Source organism: Nocardia sp. NPDC049737, from assembly GCF_040674755.1.
Taxonomy (GTDB): Bacteria; Actinomycetota; Actinomycetes; order Mycobacteriales; family Mycobacteriaceae; genus Nocardia.
In genome coordinates, this window is sequence record NZ_JBFANH010000004.1 from 294,937 (window position 1) to 320,581 (window position 25,645).

Annotated in this window: 23 protein-coding genes and 2 tRNA genes; 8 read left to right on the forward strand and 17 right to left on the reverse strand. The window is 65.0% G+C overall.

All coding sequences use genetic code 11. The features are described from left to right. Positions 1-43: 43 nt before the first annotated feature. Entirely contained in the window at positions 44-1,039 is a 996-nt protein-coding gene (locus AB0J47_RS08135) for an NAD(P)H-dependent glycerol-3-phosphate dehydrogenase (RefSeq protein ID WP_364341836.1), read from the reverse strand. 43 nt (positions 1,040-1,082) lie between these two features. Between AB0J47_RS08135 and cofC the strand changes: the two genes are divergently transcribed. The 3 genes from cofC to AB0J47_RS08150 all read left to right on the forward strand — a co-directional run bounded on the left by cofC (position 1,083) and on the right by AB0J47_RS08150 (position 5,058). After that, the gene (cofC, locus tag AB0J47_RS08140; protein ID WP_364341838.1) at positions 1,083-1,775 is read left to right on the forward strand and encodes a 2-phospho-L-lactate guanylyltransferase; all 693 of its coding nucleotides are present in this window, start codon (positions 1,083-1,085) and stop codon (positions 1,773-1,775) included. A gap of 161 nt (positions 1,776-1,936) precedes the next feature. Then, complete coding sequence (locus AB0J47_RS08145) at positions 1,937-4,096, forward strand: RNA degradosome polyphosphate kinase (protein WP_364341840.1); 2,160 nt, start codon at positions 1,937-1,939, stop codon at positions 4,094-4,096. A 2-nt stretch (positions 4,097-4,098) separates the two neighbouring features. Further along, entirely contained in the window at positions 4,099-5,058 is a 960-nt protein-coding gene (locus AB0J47_RS08150) for a bifunctional NUDIX hydrolase/histidine phosphatase family protein (RefSeq protein WP_364341842.1), read from the forward strand. A gap of 170 nt (positions 5,059-5,228) precedes the next feature. Here the strand turns inward: AB0J47_RS08150 and AB0J47_RS08155 are convergent, their stop codons facing one another. The 3 genes from AB0J47_RS08155 to leuC form a co-directional block, all read right to left on the reverse strand. Further along, a complete protein-coding gene (locus AB0J47_RS08155; RefSeq protein ID WP_364341844.1) occupies positions 5,229-5,879 on the reverse strand; it encodes an HU family DNA-binding protein in 651 nt (216 codons plus the stop codon). 156 nt (positions 5,880-6,035) lie between these two features. Then, positions 6,036-6,644: a 3-isopropylmalate dehydratase small subunit gene (leuD, locus tag AB0J47_RS08160; protein ID WP_364341846.1), complete on the reverse strand. Its 609-nt coding sequence runs from the start codon at positions 6,642-6,644 to the stop codon at positions 6,036-6,038. A gap of 153 nt (positions 6,645-6,797) precedes the next feature. Then, positions 6,798-8,219: a 3-isopropylmalate dehydratase large subunit gene (gene leuC, locus AB0J47_RS08165; protein WP_364341848.1), complete on the reverse strand. Its 1,422-nt coding sequence runs from the start codon at positions 8,217-8,219 to the stop codon at positions 6,798-6,800. Between the two features lie 152 nt (positions 8,220-8,371). On the opposite strand from leuC, the gene AB0J47_RS08170 reads away from it, so the two are divergent. The 3 genes from AB0J47_RS08170 (at position 8,372) to AB0J47_RS08180 (ending at position 9,936) form a co-directional block, all read left to right on the forward strand. Next, positions 8,372-9,073 (forward strand): IclR family transcriptional regulator, encoded by a 702-nt coding sequence (locus tag AB0J47_RS08170; RefSeq protein ID WP_364341850.1) that lies wholly within the window; start codon positions 8,372-8,374, stop codon positions 9,071-9,073. Positions 9,074-9,108: 35 nt separating this feature from the next. After that, positions 9,109-9,609: a PPOX class F420-dependent oxidoreductase gene (locus tag AB0J47_RS08175; RefSeq protein WP_364341852.1), complete on the forward strand. Its 501-nt coding sequence runs from the start codon at positions 9,109-9,111 to the stop codon at positions 9,607-9,609. Positions 9,610-9,741: 132 nt separating this feature from the next. Further along, positions 9,742-9,936, forward strand: a complete 195-nt coding sequence (locus tag AB0J47_RS08180) for a DUF5302 domain-containing protein (RefSeq protein ID WP_364341854.1) — start codon at positions 9,742-9,744, stop codon at positions 9,934-9,936. Between the two features lie 557 nt (positions 9,937-10,493). Here the strand turns inward: AB0J47_RS08180 and AB0J47_RS08185 are convergent. From AB0J47_RS08185 to AB0J47_RS08200, 4 genes are all read right to left on the reverse strand, one after another. After that, a tRNA-Glu gene (locus tag AB0J47_RS08185) sits at positions 10,494-10,566 on the reverse strand. 154 nt (positions 10,567-10,720) lie between these two features. Next, a tRNA-Gln gene (locus AB0J47_RS08190) sits at positions 10,721-10,792 on the reverse strand. A gap of 134 nt (positions 10,793-10,926) precedes the next feature. Then, complete coding sequence (gene gltX, locus AB0J47_RS08195; protein WP_364341856.1) at positions 10,927-12,399, reverse strand: glutamate--tRNA ligase; 1,473 nt, start codon at positions 12,397-12,399, stop codon at positions 10,927-10,929. A gap of 13 nt (positions 12,400-12,412) precedes the next feature. After that, the gene (locus AB0J47_RS08200; RefSeq protein ID WP_364341858.1) at positions 12,413-13,186 is read right to left on the reverse strand and encodes a fumarylacetoacetate hydrolase family protein; all 774 of its coding nucleotides are present in this window, start codon (positions 13,184-13,186) and stop codon (positions 12,413-12,415) included. A gap of 210 nt (positions 13,187-13,396) precedes the next feature. On the opposite strand from AB0J47_RS08200, the gene AB0J47_RS08205 reads away from it, so the two are divergent. Then, entirely contained in the window at positions 13,397-14,578 is a 1,182-nt protein-coding gene (locus AB0J47_RS08205) for an MFS transporter (protein WP_364341860.1), read from the forward strand. 355 nt (positions 14,579-14,933) lie between these two features. On the opposite strand, the gene AB0J47_RS08210 is transcribed toward AB0J47_RS08205, so the two are convergent. The 5 genes from AB0J47_RS08210 to AB0J47_RS08230 all read right to left on the reverse strand — a co-directional run bounded on the left by AB0J47_RS08210 (position 14,934) and on the right by AB0J47_RS08230 (position 20,445). Beyond that, positions 14,934-15,515 carry a Uma2 family endonuclease gene (locus AB0J47_RS08210; protein ID WP_364341862.1) on the reverse strand — a complete coding sequence of 194 codons (582 nt, stop codon included), beginning with the start codon at positions 15,513-15,515 and terminating at the stop codon, positions 14,934-14,936. A gap of 78 nt (positions 15,516-15,593) precedes the next feature. Beyond that, positions 15,594-16,601 carry a 3-isopropylmalate dehydrogenase gene (locus AB0J47_RS08215; protein ID WP_364341864.1) on the reverse strand — a complete coding sequence of 336 codons (1,008 nt, stop codon included), beginning with the start codon at positions 16,599-16,601 and terminating at the stop codon, positions 15,594-15,596. A gap of 198 nt (positions 16,602-16,799) precedes the next feature. After that, positions 16,800-18,398, reverse strand: a complete 1,599-nt coding sequence (serA, locus tag AB0J47_RS08220; protein ID WP_364341866.1) for a phosphoglycerate dehydrogenase — start codon at positions 18,396-18,398, stop codon at positions 16,800-16,802. A 670-nt stretch (positions 18,399-19,068) separates the two neighbouring features. Further along, positions 19,069-19,251 carry a hypothetical protein gene (locus AB0J47_RS08225; RefSeq protein WP_364341868.1) on the reverse strand — a complete coding sequence of 61 codons (183 nt, stop codon included), beginning with the start codon at positions 19,249-19,251 and terminating at the stop codon, positions 19,069-19,071. Between the two features lie 699 nt (positions 19,252-19,950). Continuing rightward, positions 19,951-20,445 (reverse strand): helix-turn-helix domain-containing protein, encoded by a 495-nt coding sequence (locus tag AB0J47_RS08230; protein WP_364341870.1) that lies wholly within the window; start codon positions 20,443-20,445, stop codon positions 19,951-19,953. Between the two features lie 106 nt (positions 20,446-20,551). Here AB0J47_RS08230 and AB0J47_RS08235 point away from each other — a divergent pair, with 106 nt between their 5' ends. Continuing rightward, positions 20,552-21,196 (forward strand): dihydrofolate reductase family protein, encoded by a 645-nt coding sequence (locus tag AB0J47_RS08235; RefSeq protein WP_364341872.1) that lies wholly within the window; start codon positions 20,552-20,554, stop codon positions 21,194-21,196. Between the two features lie 66 nt (positions 21,197-21,262). Here AB0J47_RS08235 and AB0J47_RS08240 read toward each other — a convergent pair whose 3' ends face one another. From AB0J47_RS08240 to AB0J47_RS08255, 4 genes are all read right to left on the reverse strand, one after another. Continuing rightward, the gene (locus tag AB0J47_RS08240; RefSeq protein WP_040693519.1) at positions 21,263-21,466 is read right to left on the reverse strand and encodes a cold-shock protein; all 204 of its coding nucleotides are present in this window, start codon (positions 21,464-21,466) and stop codon (positions 21,263-21,265) included. Between the two features lie 437 nt (positions 21,467-21,903). Next, entirely contained in the window at positions 21,904-23,760 is a 1,857-nt protein-coding gene (gene iolD, locus AB0J47_RS08245) for a 3D-(3,5/4)-trihydroxycyclohexane-1,2-dione acylhydrolase (decyclizing) (protein WP_364341875.1), read from the reverse strand. Continuing rightward, the gene (locus AB0J47_RS08250; RefSeq protein WP_364341877.1) at positions 23,757-24,584 is read right to left on the reverse strand and encodes an ATP-binding cassette domain-containing protein; all 828 of its coding nucleotides are present in this window, start codon (positions 24,582-24,584) and stop codon (positions 23,757-23,759) included. Before AB0J47_RS08250 ends, iolD begins: the two co-directional genes overlap by 4 nt. Continuing rightward, on the reverse strand, positions 24,581-25,633 hold the full coding sequence (locus tag AB0J47_RS08255; protein WP_364341879.1) for an ABC transporter permease: 1,053 nt from the start codon (positions 25,631-25,633) through the stop codon (positions 24,581-24,583). The genes AB0J47_RS08250 and AB0J47_RS08255 overlap by 4 nt, the downstream gene beginning before the upstream one ends. Positions 25,634-25,645 lie beyond the last annotated feature (12 nt).

Here is a 25,645-nt window from a genome sequence, read left to right on the forward strand (position 1 = left end):
ACCCGTTATGGATGCCGAACCAACCTAGCGCCCGCATTCGCCCCTATTCCGGTTTGATCCGCCGACCCAGCAGATTGTCGACCGCCTCGCGCACCGAAAGGCCCTCATGGCATACCTGGTGCACCGACGTAGTGAGCGGCATCTCGACATCGTGCGCCGCGGCGAGCGCCCGAACCGATGTGCACGACTTCACACCCTCGGCGACCTGACCATGGGTGGCCTCCTGAGCCGCCTCCATGGACCCGCCCGCCCCGAGCACATGCCCGAACGACCGGTTGCGCGACAGCGGCGAAGTACAGGTGGCGACCAGATCGCCGACCCCGGCCAGTCCCGCCAACGTGACCGGCTCCGCGCCGAGCGCGACCCCGAGCCGGATGATCTCGGCCAGCCCGCGGGTGATCAGGCTGGCAATCGAGTTGTCGCCCAACCCCATCCCCGAGGCGATTCCGCAGGCCAGCGCGATAACGTTCTTGCAGGCGCCGCCGATCTCGCAGCCGATCACATCGGTATTGGTGTAGGGCCGGAAGTAGCCGTTGGCGCAGGCCTGCTGCAGCGCGACCGCCCGCGCGGCGTCACTGCACGCGATCACGGTGGCCGCGGGTTGCTCGGCCGCGATCTCCTTGGCCAGATTCGGGCCGGACAGCACCGCGATGCGGCTCTCATCGGCACCGGTGACCGCACCGATGACCTGGCTCATCCGCAGCAGCGTTCCGGTCTCGATGCCCTTGGCCAGGCTCAGCAGCGCGGCATCCGGTCCGATCGAGTCCCGCCACGTTTCGAGGTTCGCGCGCAGGGATTGGGACGGGACCGCGAGCACGACGATATCGGCGCCGTCGAGCGCCTCGGCGTGATCGTGAGTAGCCGCCACGCTGGGTAGTTGCACATCGGGCAGATAGAACGGATTGCGATGTTCGGTGGCCAGGGCCTTGGCCACCTCGGGCCGCCTGGCCCAGATCGTGACGTCGGTTCCCGCGTCCGCCAACACCTTCGCGAACGCCGTCCCCCATGATCCCGCGCCCAGCACTGCCGCCCTCGTCATCTGCCCAATATGCCACGGAACCACTCATGGAAGGATCAACACCATGCATGCGTTGCACGCCGTGATCGCGGTGAAGAGCCTCGATAAGGCCAAGAGCCGCCTGGCCGATCGGCTGCGCCCGGAAAATCGGGCCCGGTTGGTGCTCGCGATGCTCGCCGACACCGTCGCCGCCGCCGTCGCGGTTCCGCGGATCGCGTCGGTCACCGTGGTGACCCCGGATCCGGTCGTCACCGAGCTGGCGCGCACGCTCGGCGCGGTGGTCCATCCCGAACCTCGCCGCGAGGTGATCGATGCGACAGATCCAGACGGCCTGAATACCGCACTCACCGACGCTGCCACCGCATTGCGGCACCGGCACGGTCCGATCGAACTGCTGGCCCTGCAAGCGGATCTGCCCGCGTTGCGCCCCGACGAACTCTCGGCCATGCTCACCGCCGCGCCGGTGGGCGTCCGGTCGGTCGTTGTCGACCACACGGGCAGCGGCACGGCCGCGCTTTTGCTCCGCGATACCGTCGCCCCGCTGGATCCGCGTTTCGGTCCCGACTCGGCGCGTCGGCATATCGCCGCGGGCGCGGTCGACCTTCCCGGTGACTGGCCCGGATTGCGGCTCGACGTCGATACCGCCGACGATCTGGACCGTGCCGTCGAACTCGGCGCGGGCGATTCGACAAGTGCTGTCCTGCACGACATCGGTTGGCCGATTCGCATTCACGAGCGGGTACGCCGGGTGTGCTAGCCGGTCGCCACATCCGGGGTGATACGCACGGCAAAGATGCTGTCGGGCTGCACATGGCCCGCTTCGTAGGGGATGATCGTTGTCGTGAGTGAGCGAAGCAAGCGATTCCGGAACCAGCGTGCGTCGCGCATGTCGGTGCCGCGTGCCAGCGAGGCGCGGGCATGAGCGATATCGAAACCGTCAAACAACAAGTGCTGCCGGCCGCACTGCCCGCCGCGACACCGCCGGCCGAGGATGCCGGCGCGCAACGGTTGCCACGTGATCGCTACCTGAACCGCGAACTCAGTTGGCTCGACTTCAACACCCGAGTGCTCGCGCTTGCCGAGGACGCGTCGCTGCCATTGTTGGAGCGCGCGAAGTTCCTGGCGATCTTCGCCTCCAATCTGGACGAGTTCTATATGGTCCGCGTCGCCGGCCTCAAACGCCGTGCGGAGACCGGGCTTTCGGTGCGTTCGGCCGACGGCCGCTCGCCCACCGAACAATTGGAGCTGATCACGGCGCGCGCCCAGGAGATCGCCGACCGGCATGCTCGCGTCTTCCTCGACTCGGTACTGCCCGCGCTGACCGCGGAGGGCATCGCGGTCATCGTCTGGTCCGATCTGGATGACGATGAGCGCCAACGCCTCTCGGCCTACTTTCAGGATCAGGTCTTTCCGGTACTCACCCCGCTCGCGGTGGATCCGGCGCACCCGTTCCCCTACATCAGCGGCCTGAGTCTCAACCTCGCGGTGACGGTGAAGGATGCCTCCACCGGCGGCGAGCATTTCGCCCGCGTCAAGGTGCCCGACAACGTCGACCGCTTCATTCGGGTGCGGCGCACCGACTCCGGCTCCCCGGTCGCGGCCTTCCTGCCGATGGAAGAACTGATTGCCGCGCACCTCGATCTGCTGTTCCCGGGTATGAAGGTGGTCGAACACCACTCGTTCCGAATCACCCGCAATGCCGATTTCGAGGTCGACGAGGATCGCGACGAGGATCTGCTGCAGGCGCTCGAGCGCGAACTCGCCCGTCGACGCTTCGGTTCGCCGGTTCGACTAGAGGTCTCCGACGATATGACCGAGCACATGCTCGATCTGCTGTTGCGCGAGCTCGAGGTCGATCCCGGCGATGTGATCCAGGTGCCCGGGCTGCTCGACCTGTCCTGCCTGTGGCAGGTGTGCGGCGTGGACCGGCCCAATCTCAAGGACGCACCGTATGTGCCCGCGACGCCGCCCGCGTTCGGCGAGCGCGAAACACCGCGCAATGTCTTCCAGGCACTGCGCGAGGGCGATGTGCTGGTGCACCACCCCTACGACTCCTTTTCCACCAGCGTGCAGCGCTTCATCGAACAGGCCGCCGCCGACCCGCAGGTGCTGGCGATCAAGCAGACCCTGTACCGCACTTCCGGTGACTCCCCGATTGTGAACGCGCTCATCGACGCGGCCGAGGCCGGTAAACAGGTCGTCGCGCTGGTCGAGATCAAGGCCCGCTTCGACGAACAGGCCAATATCAAATGGGCCCGCGCGCTGGAGCAGGCGGGCGTGCATGTGGTCTACGGCCTCATCGGACTCAAGACGCACTGCAAGACCTGCTTGGTGGTGCGCCGCGAGGGTTCGACCATCCGCCGCTACTGCCACATCGGCACCGGCAACTACAACCCGAAGACCGCGCGTCTCTACGAGGACGTCGGGTTACTCACCGCCGCACCCGAAATCGGTGCCGACCTGACCGATCTGTTCAATTCGCTGACCGGTTACTCGCGAAAGGCCAACTACCGCAACCTGCTTGTCGCACCGCAGGGTGTGCGCGCCGGAATCATCGAACGGATCCAGCGCGAGATCGAGCTGGCGCAGCAGGGCATCCCGGCCCGAATCCGGATGAAGGCCAATGCAATTGTCGACGAGCAAGTCATCGACGCGCTCTACCGAGCTTCTCAGGCCGGTGTACCGGTGCAGATCGTGGTGCGCGGCATCTGCGGTCTGCGACCCGGTGTCGAGGGAATGAGCGAGAACATCGAGGTGCGCTCGATTCTCGGACGCTTCCTGGAACATTCGCGGATCATGCACTTCCAGGCCCAAGACCAATACTGGATCGGCAGCGCCGACATGATGCACCGGAATCTGGACCGGCGCGTGGAAGTCATGGCGCAGGTGAAGGATCCGAAGCTGTGCGAGCAGTTGGGCTCGGTATTCGACTCGGCGCTGTATCCGACGACCCGCTGCTGGGTACTCCAAGCCGACGGCAGCTGGCATGCCTCGCCCGACGGCGCCGAACGCGACGGCGTCGAGGTGCGAGACCACCAGCAATTCATGATGCGAGTGCGGAGACCGGATCAGCAGTGAGTATGACGGGATACGAAATGGACGGGGGACCGTTCTGGGATCCCCGGGTAACAGCCAACATTCACGCCGCGGGTGCGGTGCTGTGGCGCAGAGCGGCCACTGACTCCGGTGGCATCGAGATCGCCGTGGTGCACCGTCCCAAGTACCAGGATTGGTCGCTGCCGAAAGGCAAACTCGATCCGGGCGAGACGCCGGTGCTCGCCGCTGTGCGTGAGGTCCGTGAGGAAACCGGCCTCGACTGCCGGCTCGGTCGCTACCTCGGGCACGTCACCTATCCGATTCCGGGGCATCGGAAACTCAAGCGGGTCGACTATTGGGCCGCCGAGGTTTGCGGCGGTGAATTCAGTGCCAATTCCGAGGTCGATGTGCTGTCCTGGCACACCTTGGACCGGGTGATGGACCAATTGTCGTATCCGATGGACCGACAGGTGATGCGCGCCTTCACCCGCCTGCCCGCCGCCACCAGCACGCTGCTTGTAGTGCGGCATGCCAAAGCGGGCAGCAGGGACCGATTCGACGGTCCGGACGAGCAGCGCCCGCTGGAGCGGGCCGGTCGGGCCCAAGCCGACGCGTTGGTCCCGAATCTACTGGCATTCGGTGCATCTGAGATCTATTCGGCCGATCCGGAGCGCTGCGTCCAGACGGTGCAACCGCTGGCCGAGAAACTCGGCGCACTCATCAACATCGAACCGGATTTTTCCGAAACCGCTTATGCCGCAGCGCCGGACAAGGCTCGACAGCGCGCCGTTGCTCTTGTGTCCGATCGTGCGGTGCGCGTTCTGTGCAGTCAGGGCAAGGTGATTCCCGATCTGCTGCGCTGGTGGGCCGATCGGGATGGCATCACGCTGCCGTCCGCGCGCAACCGCAAGGGCAGTGTGTGGGTGCTGTCGTTCGGCTCGGGTCGACTGGTCGCCGCCGACCACCTCGACCGGTCACTCTCGGACGCCATCGTCAAGTCCTGACGCCCGCAGGGACCACAACCGTCATACGGTCGCTTCTGCGGACCAAATCCAGACGTGGACAGCCGAAACGGCCCCGGGGCGAACCTCGGGGCCGTTTCGAGTCGGTTATGCCGGTGATTCCGCCTAGCGGAGCCGAATCACTCGGCGGCACTGCACCTTCAGCGTCAGCGTCAGCGCGCGCGGCGAGCCGGAGCCTTCTTGGCCGCAGACTTCTTCGCGGGTGCCTTCTTCGCGACCGTCTTCTTGGCGGCGGTGGTGGTGGTCTTCTTGGCCGCCGTAGTCGACTTCTTGGCCGCTGTCGCCTTCTTGGCGACGGTCTTCTTGGCGGGTGCCTTCTTCGCGGCAGTCTTGGTGGCAGTTGCCTTGCGCGCCGTCGTCTTTGCCGGGGCCTTCTTGGCCGCCGTCTTCTTCGCGGGCGCCTTGGTGGCGGTCGTCTTCTTGGCGGCGGCCTTCTTCGCCGCCGTCTTCTTTGCGGCCGCCTTCTTGGCTGCCACCGGTGCATTCGCGCCGCGCTTTACCGCAGGGCCGCTCGCGGTCAGCTTCTGCTTACCCGCAATTACGGCTTTGAACTGCGCGCCCGGACGGAACGCTGGCACCGAAGTGGGCTTCACCTTCACGGTTTCACCGGTACGCGGGTTCCGCGCGACGCGAGCCGCACGCTTACGCTGTTCGAACACACCGAATCCGGTGATTGTGACGCTCTGACCCTTGTGCACCGCGCGCACGATGGTGTCGACCACGTGCTCGACTGCCGCGGTGGCCGTGCGCCTGTCCGTACCCAACTTTTCGGTCAGAACGTCGATCAGTTCCGCCTTGTTCATTGAATCCTCCGCAGACTAATGGCCCGTCGTCGGACCGACTAGGTACCACGGTAAACCCACTTTGAGCAAGAGTCTATGTGCCACGCCAAAATTCATGTGGTTTAGCACACGTCCAGCTACCACCCCAAGGCTAACTCAGCTATCGCTACCGGGCGATTACACCTGCGAAATATGCGCCGGAAGGGTTGTGGGTTTCCAACTTGGCCTTGCCTTTTCGAACTCGCCGATGACGTCACTACGCCGTAGTGTCAGCCCGATGTCGTCCAATCCTTCGAGCAGACGCCACCGCGTGTAGTCATCAATATCGAACGGCAACACGACGGTTCCGGCCGTCACCGTGCGCGCCTCGAGGTCTACTACCAATTCGAGACCGGGCTGTTCCTCGAGCAACTTCCAGAGCATTTCGACATCGTTCTGTGACATCTGCGCGGCCAACAGTCCACCCTTACCCGCATTGCCGCGGAAGATGTCAGCGAAGCGCGCGGAGATGACGACTCGAAAGCCGTAGTCCGACAGCGCCCATACAGCGTGCTCGCGGGAGGATCCGGTACCGAAGTCCGGGCCGGCCACCAGCACACTGCCACGGTTATACGGTTCGGTGTTCAGAATGAAGTCCGGATCCGATCGCCATGCTGCGAACAGTCCGTCCTCGAATCCCGTTCGCGTCACCCGCTTCAGGTACACGGCCGGAATGATCTGATCGGTGTCGACATTGGATCGGCGCAGCGGCACTCCGATCCCCTTGTGCACAGTGAAGGCTTCCATTTGCTGATTCTCCTGGGTCATTAGACGATTTGGGCTGGCTGTTTCGAGTGACTTGCAAGCAGTCACTAGCGGCGCTGTTTCGAGTGACCTGCAAGCAGTCGCTGGCCGCCAGCAGAACGAATCGGCGCGGACACAACGGCGTCCGCGCGCCGATCAGTCCAGATCCGTAGGCGAGGACAGGGTGCCGCGGACTGCCGTAGCGGCCGCTACGAGCGGGGAAACCAGGTGTGTACGGCCACCTTTGCCCTGCCGACCCTCGAAGTTACGGTTCGAAGTCGAAGCACAACGCTGACCCGGCGCGAGCTGATCGGGATTCATTCCCAAGCACATCGAGCAGCCCGCCTGACGCCATTCGGCGCCCGCCGCGGTGAAAATCTCGCCCAATCCTTCTTTTTCCGCCTGAGCGCGCACCCGCATAGATCCCGGTACAACCAACATTCGCACCCCGTCGGCGACGCGGCGTCCCTTCAAAATCCCGGCGACCGCACGCAAATCCTCGATGCGTCCGTTGGTGCACGAACCGACGAATACGGCGTCGACCGATACATCACGAAGCGGAGTACCCGGCTCCAAATCCATGTATCGCAACGCTTTCTCCGCGGACTCGCGCGCCGTCTCGTCGGTAATCTGCGCGGGATCGGGTACCTGCGCACCCAGTGGCGCACCCTGCCCCGGGTTGGTACCCCAGGTTACGAACGGGGTCAGCGAGGCGGCGTCGATGTGCACCTCAGCGTCGAAAACCGCCCCCTCATCGGTCGCGAGCGCATCCCAGGCGGCCACTGCGGCATCCCAGTCGGCTCCCTGCGGCGCGTGCGGGCGGCCTTTGAGGAATTCGTAGGTGGTTTCGTCAGCAGCGATCATGCCGGCCCGCGCGCCCGCCTCGATCGACATGTTGCAGATCGTCATTCGCGCCTCCATGGACATGGCGCGAATGGCCTCGCCGCGATACTCGAGCACATAGCCCTGACCACCGCCGGTACCGATCTGGGCGATGACCGCCAGAATCAGGTCCTTGCTCGTCACACCGGGCGGCAATTGGCCGTCCACGGTGATCGCCATGGTCTTGAACGGGCGCAGCGAGAGTGTCTGCGTGGCAAGGACGTGCTCGACCTCGCTGGTACCGATGCCCATGGCCAGCGCGCCGAACGCGCCGTGCGTGGAGGTGTGGCTATCGCCGCACACCACCGTCATTCCGGGCTGGGTCAAACCCAATTGCGGCCCGACGACGTGCACGATGCCCTGATCCAGATCCCCCATCGGGTGCAGTCGCACACCGAATTCCGCGCAATTGCGGCGCAGCGTCTCGACCTGGGTGCGCGAAATAGGGTCCGCGATCGGCTTATCGATATCGATCGTCGGGACGTTGTGGTCCTCGGTCGCGATGGTGAGATCGGGACGGCGCACCGGACGCCCCGCGGCGCGAAGTCCGTCGAAGGCCTGCGGGCTGGTCACCTCGTGTACGAGGTGCAGATCGATGTAGATCAGATCGGGCTCCCGCGAGGCGCCCTCGCCCTGTCCGCGGGCGACGACATGCTGCTCCCACACCTTCTCGGCCAGTGTGCGACGCTCGGCCATTCTCGATCACCTTTCCGACGAGCAACCGGGGGTACGCGATCCGGGCTGAGACGCGCTCACGGCTGCACAAGTTTTCGACTGTTTCCGACGCGTCCGGAGCGAGCAGTCCACTAAAATGGCTTTCTCAGTATCCGAGACGCTAATATCGTTCTATGAGACAGCATAGCGGTATCGGCGTCCTCGATAAAGCGGTGTCAGTGTTATATGCCGTCGCCGAGCACCCATGCGGTCTCAACGAACTGTGCACCCGCACCGGCCTGCCCCGGGCCACCGCCCATCGCCTAGCCGTCGGGCTCGAGGTGCACCGGCTGCTGTCCCGCGACAACAACGGCCTGTGGCGGCCCGGACCCGCCCTGGCCGAACTCGCTGCCGGGGCCACCGATCCACTGCACGAGGCGGCTACGGCCATTCTCCCCCGCCTGCGCGAGATCACCGGCGAGAGCGTTCAGATCTACTGCCGGGACGGCAATGCGCGGGTCTGCATCGCGGCCCTCGAACCGCCAGTCGGCCTGCGCGACACCGTGCCGATCGGGGCGCGACTGCCGCTCACCGCGGGTTCGGCGGCCAAGGTGCTGGTCGCCTGGGCAGATCCGGAACTGCAGCGCATCATCCTGGCCGACGCGGTATTCGGCGAGCGGGCACTGGCCGAGGTCCGCAAGCGCGGCTGGGCCCAGAGCGCCGCCGAGCGGGCCAGCGGTGTGGCCAGCGTCTCCGCACCAGTGCGCGACGCTGCGGGCCACGTCATCGCGGCCGTCTCGGTATCCGGACCGATCGATCGCATGGGCCGCAGGCCGGGCGCGCGCTGGGCGGCCGACCTGGTCGCCGCCGCTGACGCACTTCACAAGCGACTGTAACGCGTTCTAGTTTCGGCCCTCTAAAGTTGGTGCGCATGGGAGTAAACCAACGGGCACAGATCGTCATGTCCGACGCCGAGATTTCCGAATTCCTGGAGCGCAGCCGCATCGCGACGCTGGCCACCATCGGCCCGAACGGTGCACCGCATCTGACCGCGATGTGGTACGCCCTGATCGACGGCGAGATCTGGTTCGAGACCAAAGCCAAATCGCAAAAAGCGGTGAACCTACGCCGCGACCCCCGCGTAACCTGCATGGTCGAGGCGGGCCAGACCTACGACCAGCTGCGCGGCGTCTCGATCGAAGGCCACGCCGAGATCATCGATGATGCGGACAAGCTCTTCGCCGTCGGCGTGAGCGTTTGGGAGCGCTACACCGGCCCCTACAGCGAAGAGGTCCGCCCGCTCGTCGAGCAGATGCTCAACAAGCGCATAGCGGTCCGCGTTATCCCAGATCGCCTGCGCAGCTGGGACCACCGCAAACTCGGCCTCCCCCAACTCCCGGTAGGCGGCACCACCGCCCAACCCCTCGACTGATCGCGCCACGCGGACAAAATCCGCCTGACACGCCGGGTGCGGCACAGTAGCGTCAACCCTGTTCGACCCGAATCGGCAGCGCGGCGACGCCCCGTGGCGCGCGCCACCCAGCCGCGACGACGAGGAGCAGACATGGCGGAAGCAGAAAGTTCCAACGGCAAGGCGGCACCAAGCACCGAAGAGGTAAAACGCAAGTTCAAGGAAGCCCTGGAGCGCAAAAACCAGCACCACGCCAAGTCGAACGACCACCTCGACGGCCGCTCCAAGGCCACCTCCGCCCAAGGCAACGCGAGCCATAAGCGGGAATTCCGCCGCAAGAGCGGATAGGAAGCCCAACCGATACGCAAGAGGCCCTCCAGCGGACCGCTGGAGGGCCTCTTGTGTATCGCGGCCCTGTCGAGACCCCAACTCCGGCGGATCACAAGGAACTCGGGTCACCTGCTCAACGGCACAATGCCGGCCCAGCCCCGACCAAGCAGCGCCATCCCGAGCCAGCCGTCCAGGAGGCGCAAGCCCCAAGCGGCAACCAACCGCCTCCCGGATAACGGCACCCTGAGCTGACGTTATCCCGGGCGCACCACCGTCCCGAGTAAGTGCCCTAGGAGCGCAGCCCTCTGGCTAGGGACATCGGCTCCCACTCACAACAACCTGATGATCCCACTCCCCACCACCGCGACAAACGCCCCCAGCAGCAGCGAGGAAACAGACCCCCACCCACCCAAATGACACCCATGACCTGCTGTTCCGGGGCGAAGCCTCCGGCCGAACTCGGGGGTCCGGGGGCAAAGCCCTCCGGGTGGGGGTGTGGGGGTTTCACCCCCACAAGACAATGCGAAGCAGAAAAAGGCCCATGCTCTCCATGAGCATGGGCCTCCCATTCTGCGTAGCCCCGACGGGATTCGAACCCGCGCTACCGCCTTGAGAGGGCGGCGTCCTAGGCCGCTAGACGACGGGGCCAGGACTGGATCTCCCACATTTCAGTGGGTGATCTTTCCGGTTGATCTTTCGATCAGTGGAAGCTCGGTTAGCTTAGCCGACCGGAGCTCGGCGACCAAATCGCCGGATGCTGAACAACTTTCGGTCGCGCGCCGAGAGGAGAACAACATTTCCGCTGGGGTACCAGGACTCGAACCTAGAATGGCTGAACCAGAATCAGCTGTGTTGCCAATTACACCATACCCCAATGACCAGGACGTTCGACCTCGTGTCCGGCTGACCCGAGGCCCTGTTCCGAGCCGAGAAGTAGAGTACCAAACCGCATACGGTTTACTACAAATCGCCTGTTCAACGCCCTGTTTTTTGGTCAGAGACAGATTTTCAGGCCGGTGCCGTCCAGTCCCGCGCCGAGCGCAGTCGAGCCAGGCTCGTCTCGCGGCCGAGCAGCTCCAGCGATTCGTACAGCGGCGGGCTGATATGCGAACCCGTCACTGCCACTCGCACTGGTGCGAACGCCTTGCGCGGTTTGAGCCCCAGATCATCGATGAGCGCCGTTTTGAGCGCATCCTCGATAGCGGGGGTGGTCCAGGCCGGCAGCGGCTCGAGCGCGGCAATGGCGGCATCCAATACCGGCGTCGCTTCGGAACCGAGATTCTTCGACCCCGCCGCAGGATCAATCGCGAACTGTTCCGCGGGCGCCAACAAGAAACGCAGCAGATCCCATGCGTCGGACAACACCACGATCCGGGTCTGCACCAGTTCGGCGGCCGCGGCGAACAACTTGTCGTCGATGTCGGCGCCGATGTGGCCGTGTTCGGTGAGGAACTCCCGCAAGCGGTGCGTGAAATCACCCGGCTCCAGCAATCGGATGTGTTCGGCGTTGAGTGCGTCGGCCTTCTTCTGATCGAAACGGGCCGGATTCGAATTCACCTTCGAGATATCGAAGGCTGCCACCATCTCTGCCAGCGAGAAAACATCGCGATCATCCGCGATGCCCCAGCCGAGTAGCGCCAGGTAATTCAGCAAACCCTCCGGGATGAATCCCCTATCCCGATGGACGAACAGATTCGACTCCGGATCGCGCTTGGACAACTTCTTGTTGCCCTGCCCCATCACGAACGGCAGATGACCGAACTCGGGAGTGAACTCGGCGACGCCGATCCGGCGCATAGCCGCATAGAGCGCGATTTGACGGGGAGTGGACGAGAGAATGTCCTCACCGCGCAACACATGGGTGATCTTCATCAATGCGTCGTCGACCGGGTTAACCAGCGTATAGAGCGGATCGCCATTACCGCGAGTGAGTGCGAAATCGGGCACGGTACCCGCTTTGAAGGTGGTTTCGCCGCGCACGAGATCGTGCCAGGTGATGTCTTCATCGGGCATTCGGAGTCGGATTACCGCCGGGCGTCCGGCGGCACGATGGGCCGCGATCTCCCCGGGGGTGAGATCGCGGTCATAGTTGTCGTAGCCGAGTTTCGGATCCCGGCCCGCGGCGCGATGGCGCTCTTCGACTTCCTCGGCCGTCGAAAAGGATTCGTAGGCTTCACCGGCGGCCAGCAAATTCCGCACGACCTCCATATGCAGCTCGCGTCGCTGCGATTGCCGATAGGGGGCATAGGGCCCGCCGACCTCCGGCCCCTCGTCCCAGGTGAGGCCGAGCCAGCGCAGCGCGTCCAGGATCGCACCGTAGGATTCTTCGGAATCGCGTGCGGCATCGGTATCTTCGATGCGAAAGACGAACTTGCCGCCGGTGTGGCGGGCGTACGCCCAATTGAACAGCGCCGTCCGGACCAGGCCGACATGCGGCGTTCCGGTCGGTGACGGGCAGAAGCGGACCCGTACTTCAGTCATGGCTCTCTTTCGACTAGCGCTTGGCGGCAACAGGATTGGTGAGGGTTCCGATGCCCTCGACGGTGACGGAGACGTTCTGTCCGGCCTGCAGTGGGCCGACGCCCTCCGGGGTGCCGGTGAGCAGCACATCGCCGGGCAGCAGTGTCATCACCGTGGTCACCCACTCGATGAACTTCGGAATATCATGCAGCAGAAGCGAAGTGCGGCTGCGCTGGCGGACCTCGCCGTCGACTTCGGTGACGATCTCCAGATCCGAAGGGTCGAGCGAGGTTTCGATCCACGGGCCGAGCGGGCAGAAGGTGTCGTAGCCCTTGCCCCGGGTCCACTGACTGTCGTGCTTCTGCTGATCGCGCGCGGTCACATCGTTGGCGACGGTGTAGCCGAGCACCACATCGAGCGCGCGGGCGGCGGGCACATCCTTGCACGGACGGCCGATGACGATTGCCAGCTCGCCCTCGTAGTCCACCTGGGATGAGCTGGGCGGCAATACGATCGACGCATTCGGGCCGATGATCGAGGTGCTCGGCTTCATGAAGATCACCGGATCCGCCGGTGCGACCCCACCCATTTCGGCCGCGTGCGCGGCGTAGTTCTTACCGATGCAGACCACCTTGCTGGCCAGAATCGGCGCGAGCAGGCGCACGTCGGCCAGCGGCCAACTCCGCCCGGTGAATGTCGGAGTACCGAACGGATGTTCCGCGATCTCCTTGGCGACGCTCTGGCTCCCCTCCCCTTCGATGCTGACGAAAGCGACTCCATCGGGACTGGCGATTCGACCTAGACGCATGCACCGCAGTCTATCGACCGCCCTCGACCTGCTCGAACGCGCCCGACCGAGCGGTCCGGAACCGTACGGGGTGGCGGGTTCGGCGGCCCGCGATGTGAGCAGTTCGACAGAACCACAGCGGAATCCAGTTGCTCACCGGGTGTACGGTAAGTCTCGATGTTCACACAATGAGAACTCATTCCCATATATTGAGATTTCGAGGTGAGGCCGATGGCTACGACGGTGACGCAGATGCGCGACATCCGACGGTGGTCCATGCTCGGTCTCGGCGTGTTCGCGCAGGCCTCCAGTGCCGTCTTCATCCACGGCGTGCCATTTCTACTGCCCGCGCTGACCGCCGACGGCATGCCGCTGGCTACCGCGGGCCTGCTCGTGGCCATGCCGACCGTCGGGTTGGTGTGCACGCTGATCGCCTGGGGATATGTCGTGGACCGGATCGGCGAGCACAAGGTGCTGGTCAGCGGACCGCTGCTGATGTTCGGTGCCGGCGTCGCGGCGGCTACCGTCTCCGATTACGTGCTGCTCGGCGCATTGCTGTTCCTTGGCGGCGTCGGCGCGGCGAGTACGAATGGCGCCAGCGGCCGGGTGATCGTCGGATGGTTCCCGCCGCAGCGACGCGGACTGGCAATGGGAATTCGACAGACCGCACAGCCGATCGGCGTCGGTATCGGCGCGCTCAGCATTCCGGCCGTTGCGGCCGCGCACGGTGTCTCGGCGGCCATTCTGGTGCCCGCGGTGATGGCGGGGGTCGCCGCGCTCGGCTGCCTGATCGGGATCGTCGATCCGCCACGGCCCGCGGGCCGCGCAGCGGATCGGGTCAACCCGTATCGCGGCGATTCCACCCTGTGGCGCATCCATGCGGTGTCGGTACTGCTGTGCATTCCCCAAGGGACCGTATGGACTTTCGCATTATTGTGGTTGCACAATGACGTTGGCTGGTCGCTGCCCGTAGCGGGTGCTCTGGTGACCGGAACCCAATTCCTCGGCGCCCTAGGACGAATCGGCGCCGGCGCCTGGTCCGACCGCGTCGGCAGCCGACTGGGGCCGCTGCGCACCGTCGCCATCGCCGCCGTAATCTCCATGGGCGCCTTGGCTTTGGCCGCGTGGACGCATACATGGTCGGCCGCGATTCCGTTGCTGATCGCCGCGTCGATCATCACGGTCTCCGATAACGGTTTGGCTTTCACGGCGGTCGCCGAGATCGCCGGACCGTTCTGGAGTGGACGCGGACTGGGTATCCAGAACACCGGCCAGAACCTCGCAATGGCCGCTATACCACCGGTTTTCGGCGCGCTGATCACCGCAAGCGGATTCCCTGCCGCCTACCTGCTGGCCGCCGTGTTGGCAATGGCGGCGGTTCCACTGGTCCCTGTTCACCGCCGATCCGATTAACGGCCCCTTAGGAATTCGCGCCCGTTCCGGTTCGCCGGTGCGAGCGCGATGGATGTGCGTCGGCCGGCCAACCCCGACGACGCAATCGGGCCGCCATCATGACCGCACATGCAGGGCCCACCGCGGAACAATTGGCCGACCTCGCAAGCTCGGACCAGTCGTCACCGAATCCGTCAGTGCGGCAGCCACGGTCGTCGAACAGCAGTCCAGCGGTCGCCCGCTGCGATGTTGGCGGCCATCGGGCCGATCGCCGAGCCTACGGCGCGGGTCCACGATGCTATCGCGGGTGTCATCCATGAGTCGATTCGATGCATTGCCGCGCGGATCGGCGCCGCACTGACCGAGCGCGAATAGTTCAGATCTCGATCAAAACAGCTGGATCGAAACTCACCCGGAACGGTGGCTCGGCGCGGATCGACGCGGTGAATACGGTTCCTGCCGGCACCACTGGATGGGCGCTAAAGGCACCGTCCGCGAGCAGCATTCGGTGGATCCGGACCTCCGGATGATGTTCGACTATCCAGTACTGCGGAATGTCGATGGCCGCGTACTCGCGAACCTTCCCGACCCGATCGGTGCGTTCGCTGCCGTCGCCCGGCGTGACGACCTCCACGGCGAGCAGCACCTCCGCACCGGCAACCAGTCTGGGCGTTTCGGCGATAATCGCAGCCCGTGCCACATCTCTCGGGATCACCACGATATCGGGCTTGCGAATGCCGCTGGGCGTGTTGACTTCCCAACCACCGCCGATAAATACATGCACCGCGGCCCCACCGGCCGCGACATCGATGAGCCGCCCGACCCGCTGCACCACGAAATCGTGACGCGCACCGCCCACGATCTCGATCAACCATCCGTCCTCGAGCTCGAAACCCTTACCGCCGTTCGGCAAACGGCGCAGATCGACATCGGTAAACGGTCCCCGACGCTCGGTCATTGGATTCCCTCGTGTTCCTGCGGAGCGGAAAGGCCCGCACTCGAAACTCGCTCGAGCGCGGGCCTCAGACAGAACACGTCAGACCGCCGCGGCGATCCGATCTCCGATCTCGACGGTCGAAGCCCCACCGGTGCGCGACGCGAGATCCTTGGCGACCGCCGCTTCGATGCGGGCGGCGCCTTCGGTATTTCCGAGATGGTTGAGCAGCAACGCCACCGACAGAATCGCGGCGGTCGGATCGGCCTTGGACTGACCCGCGATATCGGGGGCGCTGCCGTGGACCGGCTCGAACATGCTCGGGTTGGTGCCGGAGGCATCGATATTGCCGCTGGCCGCCAGGCCGATACCACCGCTGACCGCGGCCGCGAGGTCGGTGATGATGTCGCCGAAGAGGTTGTCGGTGACGATCACATCGTAGCGGCCCGGATCGTTCACCATATGGATGGTGGCGGCGTCGATGTGCTGGTAGGCGGTCTGCACCTCGGGGAACTCCGCCGCGACCTCATTCACCGTGCGCTGCCACAGCGAACCGGCGAAGGTCAGCACATTGTTCTTGTGCACCAGGGTGAGGTGCTTGCGCCGGGCCTGCGCCTTGGCGAAGGCGTAGCGCACGACCCGCTCGATGCCGAAGCGGGTGTTGGTGCTCACCTCGGTGGCCACCTCGTGCGGCGTCTCCACCCGGATCGCGCCGCCGGTGCCGGTGTAGGGGCCCTCGGTGCCCTCGCGCACGACCACGAAGTCGATATCCGGATTGCCCGCGAGCGGACTGGTCACACCCGGGTACAGCTTCGACGGACGCAGGTTCACATGATGATCGAGCGCGAACCGGGTGCGCAGCAGCAGTCCACGCTCGAGCACACCGCTGGGCACCGACGGATCGCCGATCGCGCCGAGCAGGATCGCATCGTGCTGCTTCAGCTCGGGCAGTACCGAATCCGGCAGGATCTCGCCGGTCGCGTGGTAGCGCCGCGCGCCAAGGTCGTATTCGGTCTTCTCGACCCCCGGCTGCACCACGTCGAGCACCTTGAGCGCCTCGGCGATGACCTCGGGCCCGATCCCATCACCAGCGATAACAGCAAGCTTCATAACACCAATGCTCCGTTCAGTAATGCCGACCGCCACCGTACTTCGCCCCGCACCGCTCACCGCTGCCGGGCATCGCAGCGCAGGTTTCCGCACGCCGCGCACTGTTTCGTCCGGCAATCACGTGCGCGGCGCGACACTTCGTGCGCGGCACATGTGACGACGCCGCGCACGGGTAGGTGTGCGCGGCGGCGGTGGCGGTCAGAAGAGGTCGACGACGACGATCTTGGCGGCGCCGACGGATTCGGCGATCGCGGCCTGGACGTCGGCGGGGACTTCGCGGGCCACACGTAGAACCACGGTCGCGCCCTCCTTATCGACATCCTGGCTCAGCTGCGCGGCGAGGATGTCGATCTCGGCCTCACCGAGCTTGGTGCCGATCTTGCCCAGGGCGCCCGGCTTGTCCTCGTAGTTCAGCACGGCCAGATTCAGACCTTCGGCGCGCATGTCGTAGTTGCGACCGTTGATGTTGACGATCTTCTGCACCTGCTGCGGCTCGGTCAGCGTGCCCGCCACATTCAGGGTGCTGCCGTCGCCGAAGACCGCGCGCAGGTCGACGACGCTGCGGTGGCTCGGGCTCTCCGAAACCTTGGTGACCTCGGTGGTAATGCCGCGGTCCTTGGCCAAGGCGGGAGCGTTGACGAAGGTGACCTGGTCCTCGACCAGCGCGGAGAAGATGCCGCGCAGCGCCGAAAGCTCCAGCACCGCAACATCTTGTGCGGCCAGCTCGCCACGCACCTGCACCTCGACGCTGACCGGCAGCTCGTTGGACACCGCACCGAGCAGATGCCCCTGCTTGCGCACGATCTCCAGCCACGGCGCGACCTCGTCGCCGACGGCGCCACCGGTGACATTCACCGCACCCGGCACGAACTCACCGGCCAGGGCCAGCAGTACGGACTTGGCGACATCGGTGCCCGCGCGGTCCTGTGCCTCGGCGGTGGATGCACCCAGGTGCGGGGTCACCACGACCTGCGGCAGGTCGAACAGCGGACTGTCGGTGCACGGCTCGGTGTCGAATACATCCAGACCGGCGGCACGCACGTGACCCGACTTGATGGCGTCGGCGAGCGCCTGCTCATCGACCAGCCCACCGCGTGCGGCATTGACGATGATGACGCCCGGCTTGGTCTTGGCGATGGCTTCCTTGCCGATGATGCCCTTGGTCTCCGGGGTCTTCGGCAGGTGCACCGAGATCAGGTCGGCGCGCTCGAGCAGCTCGTCCAGGCTCAGCAGTTCGATGCCGAGCTGGGCGGCGCGGGCCGGGGAGACGTAGGGGTCGTACGCGATCACCTTGGTCTCGAAGGCGGCCAGACGCGCGGCGAACAGCTGGCCGATGCGGCCGAGGCCGACCACACCGACGGTCTTGTCGAAGATCTCGACGCCGTTGAACTTGCTGCGCTGCCAGGTCCGCTCGCGCAGAGTGGAATCGGCGGCCGGGATCTGGCGGGCCGCGGCCAGTAGCAGCGTGACGGCGTGCTCGGCGGCGGTGTGGATGTTGGAGGTGGGCGCGTTGACCACCATGACGCCGCGCTCGGTGGCCGCGGGCACATCGACATTGTCGAGGCCGACGCCGGCGCGGGCGACGATCTTCAGGTTCTTCCCGGCCTCGAGCACCTCGGCGTCGACGGTGGTCGCCGAGCGGACGAGTAGGGCATCCGCCTCGGGCACCGCGGCCAGCAGCGCCGGACGGTCGGGGCCGTCGACCCAGCGGACCTCGACACCGTCACCGAGCGCGTCGACGGTCGACTGGGCGAGCTTGTCGGCGATCAGAACAACAGGACGGCCTGCTTGGCTCACTGTGGGGTACTCCTGGGAGGAAAGGGGTCGGCAATTACCGCGCACAAGCTTAGTTGGCCGGAATCCGCCGCGGCCTACTCCCCCGGTAGGCGGGTGCCTCAACATGGAGGAAGGCCCCGCACCAACGGTGCGAGGCCTTCCCTCGTCGCACGCCGTCACGGCGGCGTCGGCTCGATCGATTCGATCGACCGAGACAGCGCTATCAGCCGCCGAAAGAACCCGTCCACAGGGTGTTGAGAATACCGTGCAGAGCAGCGCTACCGGTGGAGAACAGGCCGTTCAGGGCGGCGGAACCGGTGTCGATGATAACGGGGATCATGAAATTCCTCTTCGTCGAAAACTAATCCAGTCGAACTGGCTGACACATGACACATCGGAGCGTGAACAAATCCGGTTACGAAATTCTGGCGAATTGTGACGCAGACTACATATCGCTTTTCATTGTGATCTGGACAACCGACCAACACTCTACTGATCAGGCGATATATGCATGAACGCAGGTCGGAAGCGCTTTTTCGCGCGGTAATTAGATCAGCAAAAGAAGTTTTCTAAGAGATCTCTGAGAGAATGTTCGACAGCGCCTGAGATCTGTCCGAGATAGGACGCGGTGCAACCCCGGCAACCCTCGTACATAACAGACTGCATTGCCGCCTCATCGCGAGTCAGCGTATTAATCGGCGCGATACGTCAGATACGGCCGCGCCAAGATCAACGCGACAGCAAGCATGGCGCTACTTGAATACACGGGCAGCAGAGGAATGAACGCGGTGGAGCGGATGGAGAAGGGGATCACCAGTGCGCTGGCCGAGCCCGCGGCAGCCGTGCCGCGCAGTATCCACCCACGCCTCGCCACTGTCGCCAACCCCACAGCCCGAGGCGACGATCGCCACCGCCGTAGCCATCAGCGCGCCACCGAATCCGGCGATGAGGACGCCGACCCCGGTCGCGACCAGCAGGTGGCCTCCGAGCGCGCGGCGCTCGGGACATTCCGACGGCGCCGTCCAATGCGGCGTGGTCGGCTTGCGTCACACCGCGAGCAGGAACGTAGGAAACAGCATGACCGCCGCCGTGACGTGCAGTGGTTCGTCGAAGCCGATCACCAGGAAGTAGAACAGCGCCGGAAACTCGATCAGCCCGGAGAGCAGATACGCGGGGCGCAGACCCGGCGGCCGTATGCCGCCTCAGGCCACGCCGGCGTACAGCACGTCGATGGCGATCATGACAGTGCCGGACCCAAAGACTGCCGCCGAGCCGATGCCGGCGAGGATCATGCCGATGCCGACGAGCGGACCTCAGCACCAGGCGGGACAAGGTCGTGGGTCCAGCGGAACGCCACGAAGGGTCGGCGGTGGTGGTGCGGTCGGTTGTGCGGCCTCGATGGCAGTGGAACGAGCCGGGGCCGGCGGCGATCAGCACCGCGGGTGTCGCCGGCACGATGGCGGCAGTGTCGGCCGACGCCGTCATCGCGGCGGCGGTATCGGATTCGGTCAGGCAGTGCCGCTCAGCGGGTTCGCCGATGATAGATGTCATCGAGGCGCCACTGGTCCGCCGGTCACACCTCGGCGACCGCAGCCGCGTAAGCGCGGGCCAAACGGTCGGTGGCGGTCGGCGCGTCCGGATCGGGACGCGGAATCCCGAGGTGCGACTCACGCAGTTCGTTCATGAACTCGGCCCACAGCTGCGGTCCACCCTCCTCGAGGAGTTCCGCTCGCACGCGCAGGCGCTTCGTCGTCGGGCGATGCCGCAGCCCCCATGCGCCCAATTGCGCCATAATCGGCACCAACTGGATCGCGGGCTCGGTGAGCCGGTACTCGGCCTTCTGGCCGGGACGAGTGTCCTCTCGACTGAGCAGTCCGGCCGCGACCAGGCGCTTGAGCCGGTCGGACAGAATATTGGACGCGATCCCCTCCTCCGATCCGGCCAGCAGCTCGCGGAAGTGGCGGCGATTGCCGAACATCACGTCACGCAGCACCAGCAGCGTCCATCGATCGCCGATCACCTCGATGGTCGCGTTGATCGGGCAGCCCGAACGTCCATCGTCGCGCATGTGGCGCTCCTTCCCTCGACATTTCTGCTTGCATTCTACAACCAGTTGCGCATAGGCTGCCCACAAGCGATTGCAAAATGCAATCAGATCAGAGAAGAGACACATCATGGCAAAGTTGCGCGTGCACAACATCGCGATCTCGCTCGACGGCTACATCGCCGGACCGAATCAGGGACCCGAGAACCCGCTCGGCGAGGGCGGATTGCGGCTGCACGATTGGGTGTGGGCCACGCGCTACGCGCACCAGATGGACGGCGCGGACACCGGCGAGACCGGCGTGGACAACGATTTCATGGTCGCGGGCGATGCCGGCATCGGCGCAACCATCATGGGGCGCAACATGTTCGGCCCGATCCGCGGTCCGTGGACCGATCACGAATGGAAGGGTTGGTGGGGCGCCAACCCGCCCTACCACCACGACACCTTCGTGATGACCCACCACGCGCGGCCGTCGCTGCCGATGGAGGGTGGCACAACGTTCCATTTCGTGAACCAAACGCCGGAAGCCGTTCTGCGCCAAGCATTCAAGGCCGCGGACGGTCAGGATGTGCGGCTCGCGGGCGGCTCATCGGCGATTCGGCAGTTTCTGCGCGCCGGTCTGGTGGACGAGATGCATCTCGCGGTGGTCCCGATCCTGCTCGGCGCGGGCGAGCGGCTCTACGACGATCTCGCCACCCTGCCGGGCTACGAGATCAGTTCGGTGGTTCACTCCCCCGCGGTCACCCATGTCACCTTCGGCAAGAGCGCCTGAATGTCCCCGAAAACGACGAGAGGCCCGCACCCCCTGCCGGGTGCGAGCCTCCTAAGTCACGCTTGATCAGATAGCGCGGACGTCCTGGGCCTGCGGGCCCTTCTGGCCCTGGCCGATCTCGAACTCCACGCGCTGGCCCTCTTCGAGGGACCGGAAACCCGAGCCGGAAACGGCCGAGTAATGCACGAAGACGTCAGGGCCGCCTCCGTCTTGAGCGATAAAGCCGAAGCCCTTCTCGCTGTTGAACCACTTCACACTGCCTTGAGCCATGTTCTTTACTTCTTACTTCCTGTTGATGAGCCGAGCAGATCACTTCGATAAGCCCGATCTCGTGATCAACAATGCCATCATCGGACGAATTCGGCCACTTCCAGCAGTGGCAACTGTGAGCAAGCCGACGTTGGAGCAACGGTGTGGCCGCGGACGCAACATCGGTTGCGAAGGGCTGGCTACCCTGATCATCGACCGGTAGCGGAGCATAGATCGCCAGGTCAGCGCGCAGTTTCGGCTACCGATGCGGACTCGGCCGAAATCCCAGCAACCACGCTCGACATAGACCTCGCACCGGAACTGAGAATTCGCAAAGAAAATACGACAGTTCGGGCTCAGATGTGCACTAAGTGGTCGGTTTTCAGTTATGCAGCCGTGACCAAGTGAGCCATGCGATCGTCATATTGATGGAATTTCCGGCCGCAGGCCACGACCGGCTAGTCCGCTGATTCGGCTCTGTTCAGGTAACGCAGCTGCGCCGTCTTGGCCTGGTCGTAGGCCGCGCGGCCCGCCAGGTGCTCTGGCACACCGACCTCCCACCAGGCACCCGCATCGGTCCAGGCGGACGGCTGGGTGCGCACGACCACAACGGCCGGCCGGGACTCGCTCAGTGCCGCTGCCCTGGCCCGCGCATACGCGCCGCGGAACTCGGTCAGATCGGTCGCGGTGAAGACCGCGCAGCCCAATGATCTTGCGTGGCTTGCGAAGTCGGCGCGCGGCGGTCGCACGTGGTTGGTGCGGCAGTCGGCATAGAAGTTGTTGAAGGGGTCGCCGCCCTGACCTTCTTGGAGCCGGGCGATCACCGCGTAGCCGTCGTTGTCGCAGACGACCGCGACGAATCGGTGGCCCGCGAAGGCCGCGGAGAACAGCTCCGAGTTGAGCATCAAATAGGAGCCGTCGCCCAGCATGGTGGTGACCAGACCGTGCACATGCGCCATCGCCGCACCCCAGGCACCCGCGAGTTCGTAACCCATGCAGGAGAACCCGTACTCGACGTCCATGGTCGGCACGGTGCCGGTGGCCCGCCAGCCGCCGATCAGCTCGCCGGGCATACCGCCCGAGGCGGTCATCACATAGTCGTCGGGTGCACTCAATTCGTTGACGACGCCGACGATTTGGGCGTAGCTCGGAACGCCCGGTGTCGGTGCGCGCAGCTTGTCGATATGGGCGTCCCAGGTGGTGCGGAGTCCTTCCGCGCGCTCGGACCATTCGGTATCGACTTGCCAATTCGCCAGGAGCGCAGCCAATTCCCGCACCGTCGCGTCGGCATCACCCACGACCGCGAGCGCACCGTGCTTCACCGCGTCGAAACGGGCCGTGTTGACGGTGATCAGCCGGACGTCGGGCGCGAAGACGGTCCAGGAGGCGGTGGTGAAGTCCTGAAGTCGGGTGCCGATGGCCAACACCAGATCCGCCTGTGCTGCAGCGGCATTGGCCGACGCCGAGCCGGTAATGCCCAGCGGACCGGCATACAACTCGTGGTCGTGCGGTACGAGAGTGCGCCCAGCCGTCGTTTCGGTTATCGGAATTCCGTGCCGCTCAGCGAATTCGAGTACCAGCCGGCCCGCACCCGAATAGCGCACACCGCCGCCGAGGACCAACAGTGGACGTCGCGCCGATCGCAGTGCCCGCGCTGTCTCGGCCAGCACCCGAGAGTCTGGGCGCGAACGTGTGATTCGGTGTACGACCGGCTCGAAAAGCGCCTCGGGAAAGTCGTAGGTCTCGGCTTGGACGTCCTGTGGCAATGCCAATGTCACAGGGCCCACATCAGCCGCATCGGTCAGCACCCGCGCCGCCTGGGGCAAGGTGGCAATCAGTTGTTCCGGTCGGGTGATGCGGTCGAAGTAGCGGCTGACCGCGCGGAAGGCATCGTTGACGGTAATGGTCGGGTCGCCGAAGTGTTCGACCTGTTGCAGCACCGGATCCGGTGCGCGGTTGGTGAAGGTATCCCCCGGAAGCAGCAGCAGCGGAAGACGATTCGCATGTGCCACTCCGGCGGCCGTCACCATATTCAGCGCGCCGGGACCGATCGAGGACGTCGCGATTCCGACCTGACGTCGGTGGGTCGCCTTCGCCAGGCCGACGGCTGCCAGCGCCATTCCCTGCTCGGTATGCCCACGCCAGACCGGGATTTCATCGCGACGCTCGGATAGTGCGGTGCCGAGGCCGAGCACATTGCCGTGCCCGAATATCGCGAAAGCCGCCGGGAACAACGGTACTTCGCGGCCGTCGAAGGTCTCCGAATGCTGGGCGACCAGCCAGCCGACCAGTGCCTGCGCCGTTGTCAGCCTCACGGCGTCACCACGCGCTGCAATTCGTGCTGCAGTGCGTCCAATTCGGCACCGCCGGCCATTTGTCTTGTCAACTCCGGCAGGTCGATCTTCGACTTCTCGTACGAGCCGAGCATCGCACCGCGTTTGAGCAGCAGGAAGCGGTCGCCAACCGGATAAGCATGGTGCGGGTTGTGGGTGATGAGGATGACCCCGAGCCCGCGATCCCGGGCCTGCACAACGTACTTCAGTACGACACCGGCCTGTTTCACCCCCAGGGCGGCGGTCGGTTCATCCAGGATGAGCACCTTGGCCCCGTAGTGCACGGCCCTGGCGATCGCGATGCACTGGCGTTGTCCGCCCGACAGCGTGCCGACCGGCTGTTCCATGTCCCGGATCTCGATCCCCATGTCCGCCAACGCCTCTCGCGCGATATCGCGGCCTCTGCGACGGTCGAGCAGTCGCAGCGGACCGTAGCCGATGGTCGGCTCGGAGCCGAGTACGAAGTTGCGCCAGACGCTCATCAGCGGCACCACGGCGAGATCCTGGTAGACGGTCGCGATGCCGTGGTCCAAAGCCTCGCGGGGCGAAGACAACCGGGTCGGCCGGCCATCCAGCTTCAGTTCACCGCGATCGTGCTGATGTACTCCGGCGAGAACCTTGATCAGGGTCGACTTGCCCGCACCGTTATCGCCGAGGATGCAGGTGACCTGTCCGGCATTAACCACGGTGGAGACGTCACGTAGTGCGACGACACCGCCGTAGCTCTTGCCGATATCGATCGCTTCGATCAGGGGTGGCCCACCCGTCACCCGACCACCAGAATCGCTACGCGATGCTGTGTTCATCGGCGTACCCTTTCGGCTCGCTTCTTGAATATGTTGTTGACCAACACCGCGGCCAGCAGCAGCACGCCGAGGAACAGCATGAACCAGTCGCTGTCCCACCCGGCGAAAACGATGCCCTGCCGTGCCATGCCGAAGATCAGCGCGCCGATGGCGGCGCCGATCGCGGAACCGAATCCGCCGGTCAGCAGGCAGCCGCCGACCACGGCCGCGATGATGTAGTGCAGTTCCAGCCCGACGCCCTGATTCGCCTGCACGCTGGAGAACCGGAGGATACTGCAAGATCCGACTACCCAACCGGCGAAGGCGGTGGTCATGAAGAGCAGGATCTTCGTCCGATCGGCGGGGACGCCGACAGCCCGCGCGCTCGGCAGCGCACCGCCCACCGCGAAAATCCAGTTGCCGAACTTGGTGCGCACCAGGACAAGTGCGGCGATCGCGGTGAGGACCACCCACCAGACGACCGACGCTTGCAGGTGCGTATCGCCGATGTCCAATGTCGAGGCGAAGACCCAGCCCGCCGAGTTGTATCCGTCGGCGGCTCGAATGCCCGACACCTGAACGGTTCCGGTAACCAGACGGGTGACGCCGAGGTTGAGACCTTGCAGCGCAAGGAAAGTGCCAAGAGTAACGATGAAACTCGGTAGCCCCGTTCGCATCACGAGCCAGCCGTTGAAGGCACCCACCATAAGCGCGAAGAGCAGCGAAACCAGGAGCGCGAGCCAGACATTCCAACCCGCGTGCACCGCGAGCAATGCGGTGACCAGCGCGGTAGAAGCGGTCATGACACCGGCCGAGAGGTCGAATTCGCCGCCGATCATCAGCAATGCGACCGCGACCGCCATGATGCCGAGCGTGGATGAATCGTCCAGCCAGGTCGCGACACCGAGTGAGCTGAGGAAACGGTCGGTAATGATCGAGAAGAATACGAAGACCAGTGCGGCGCCGAGCAATGCGCCGATCTCCGGACGCACGACCACCCGCTGCAACAGCGACGGCCCGTCGGGCGGGGTGTTGGGCGTGACCTCGGAAGTTTTTGTGGCAATAGTCATTTCATCCACTCC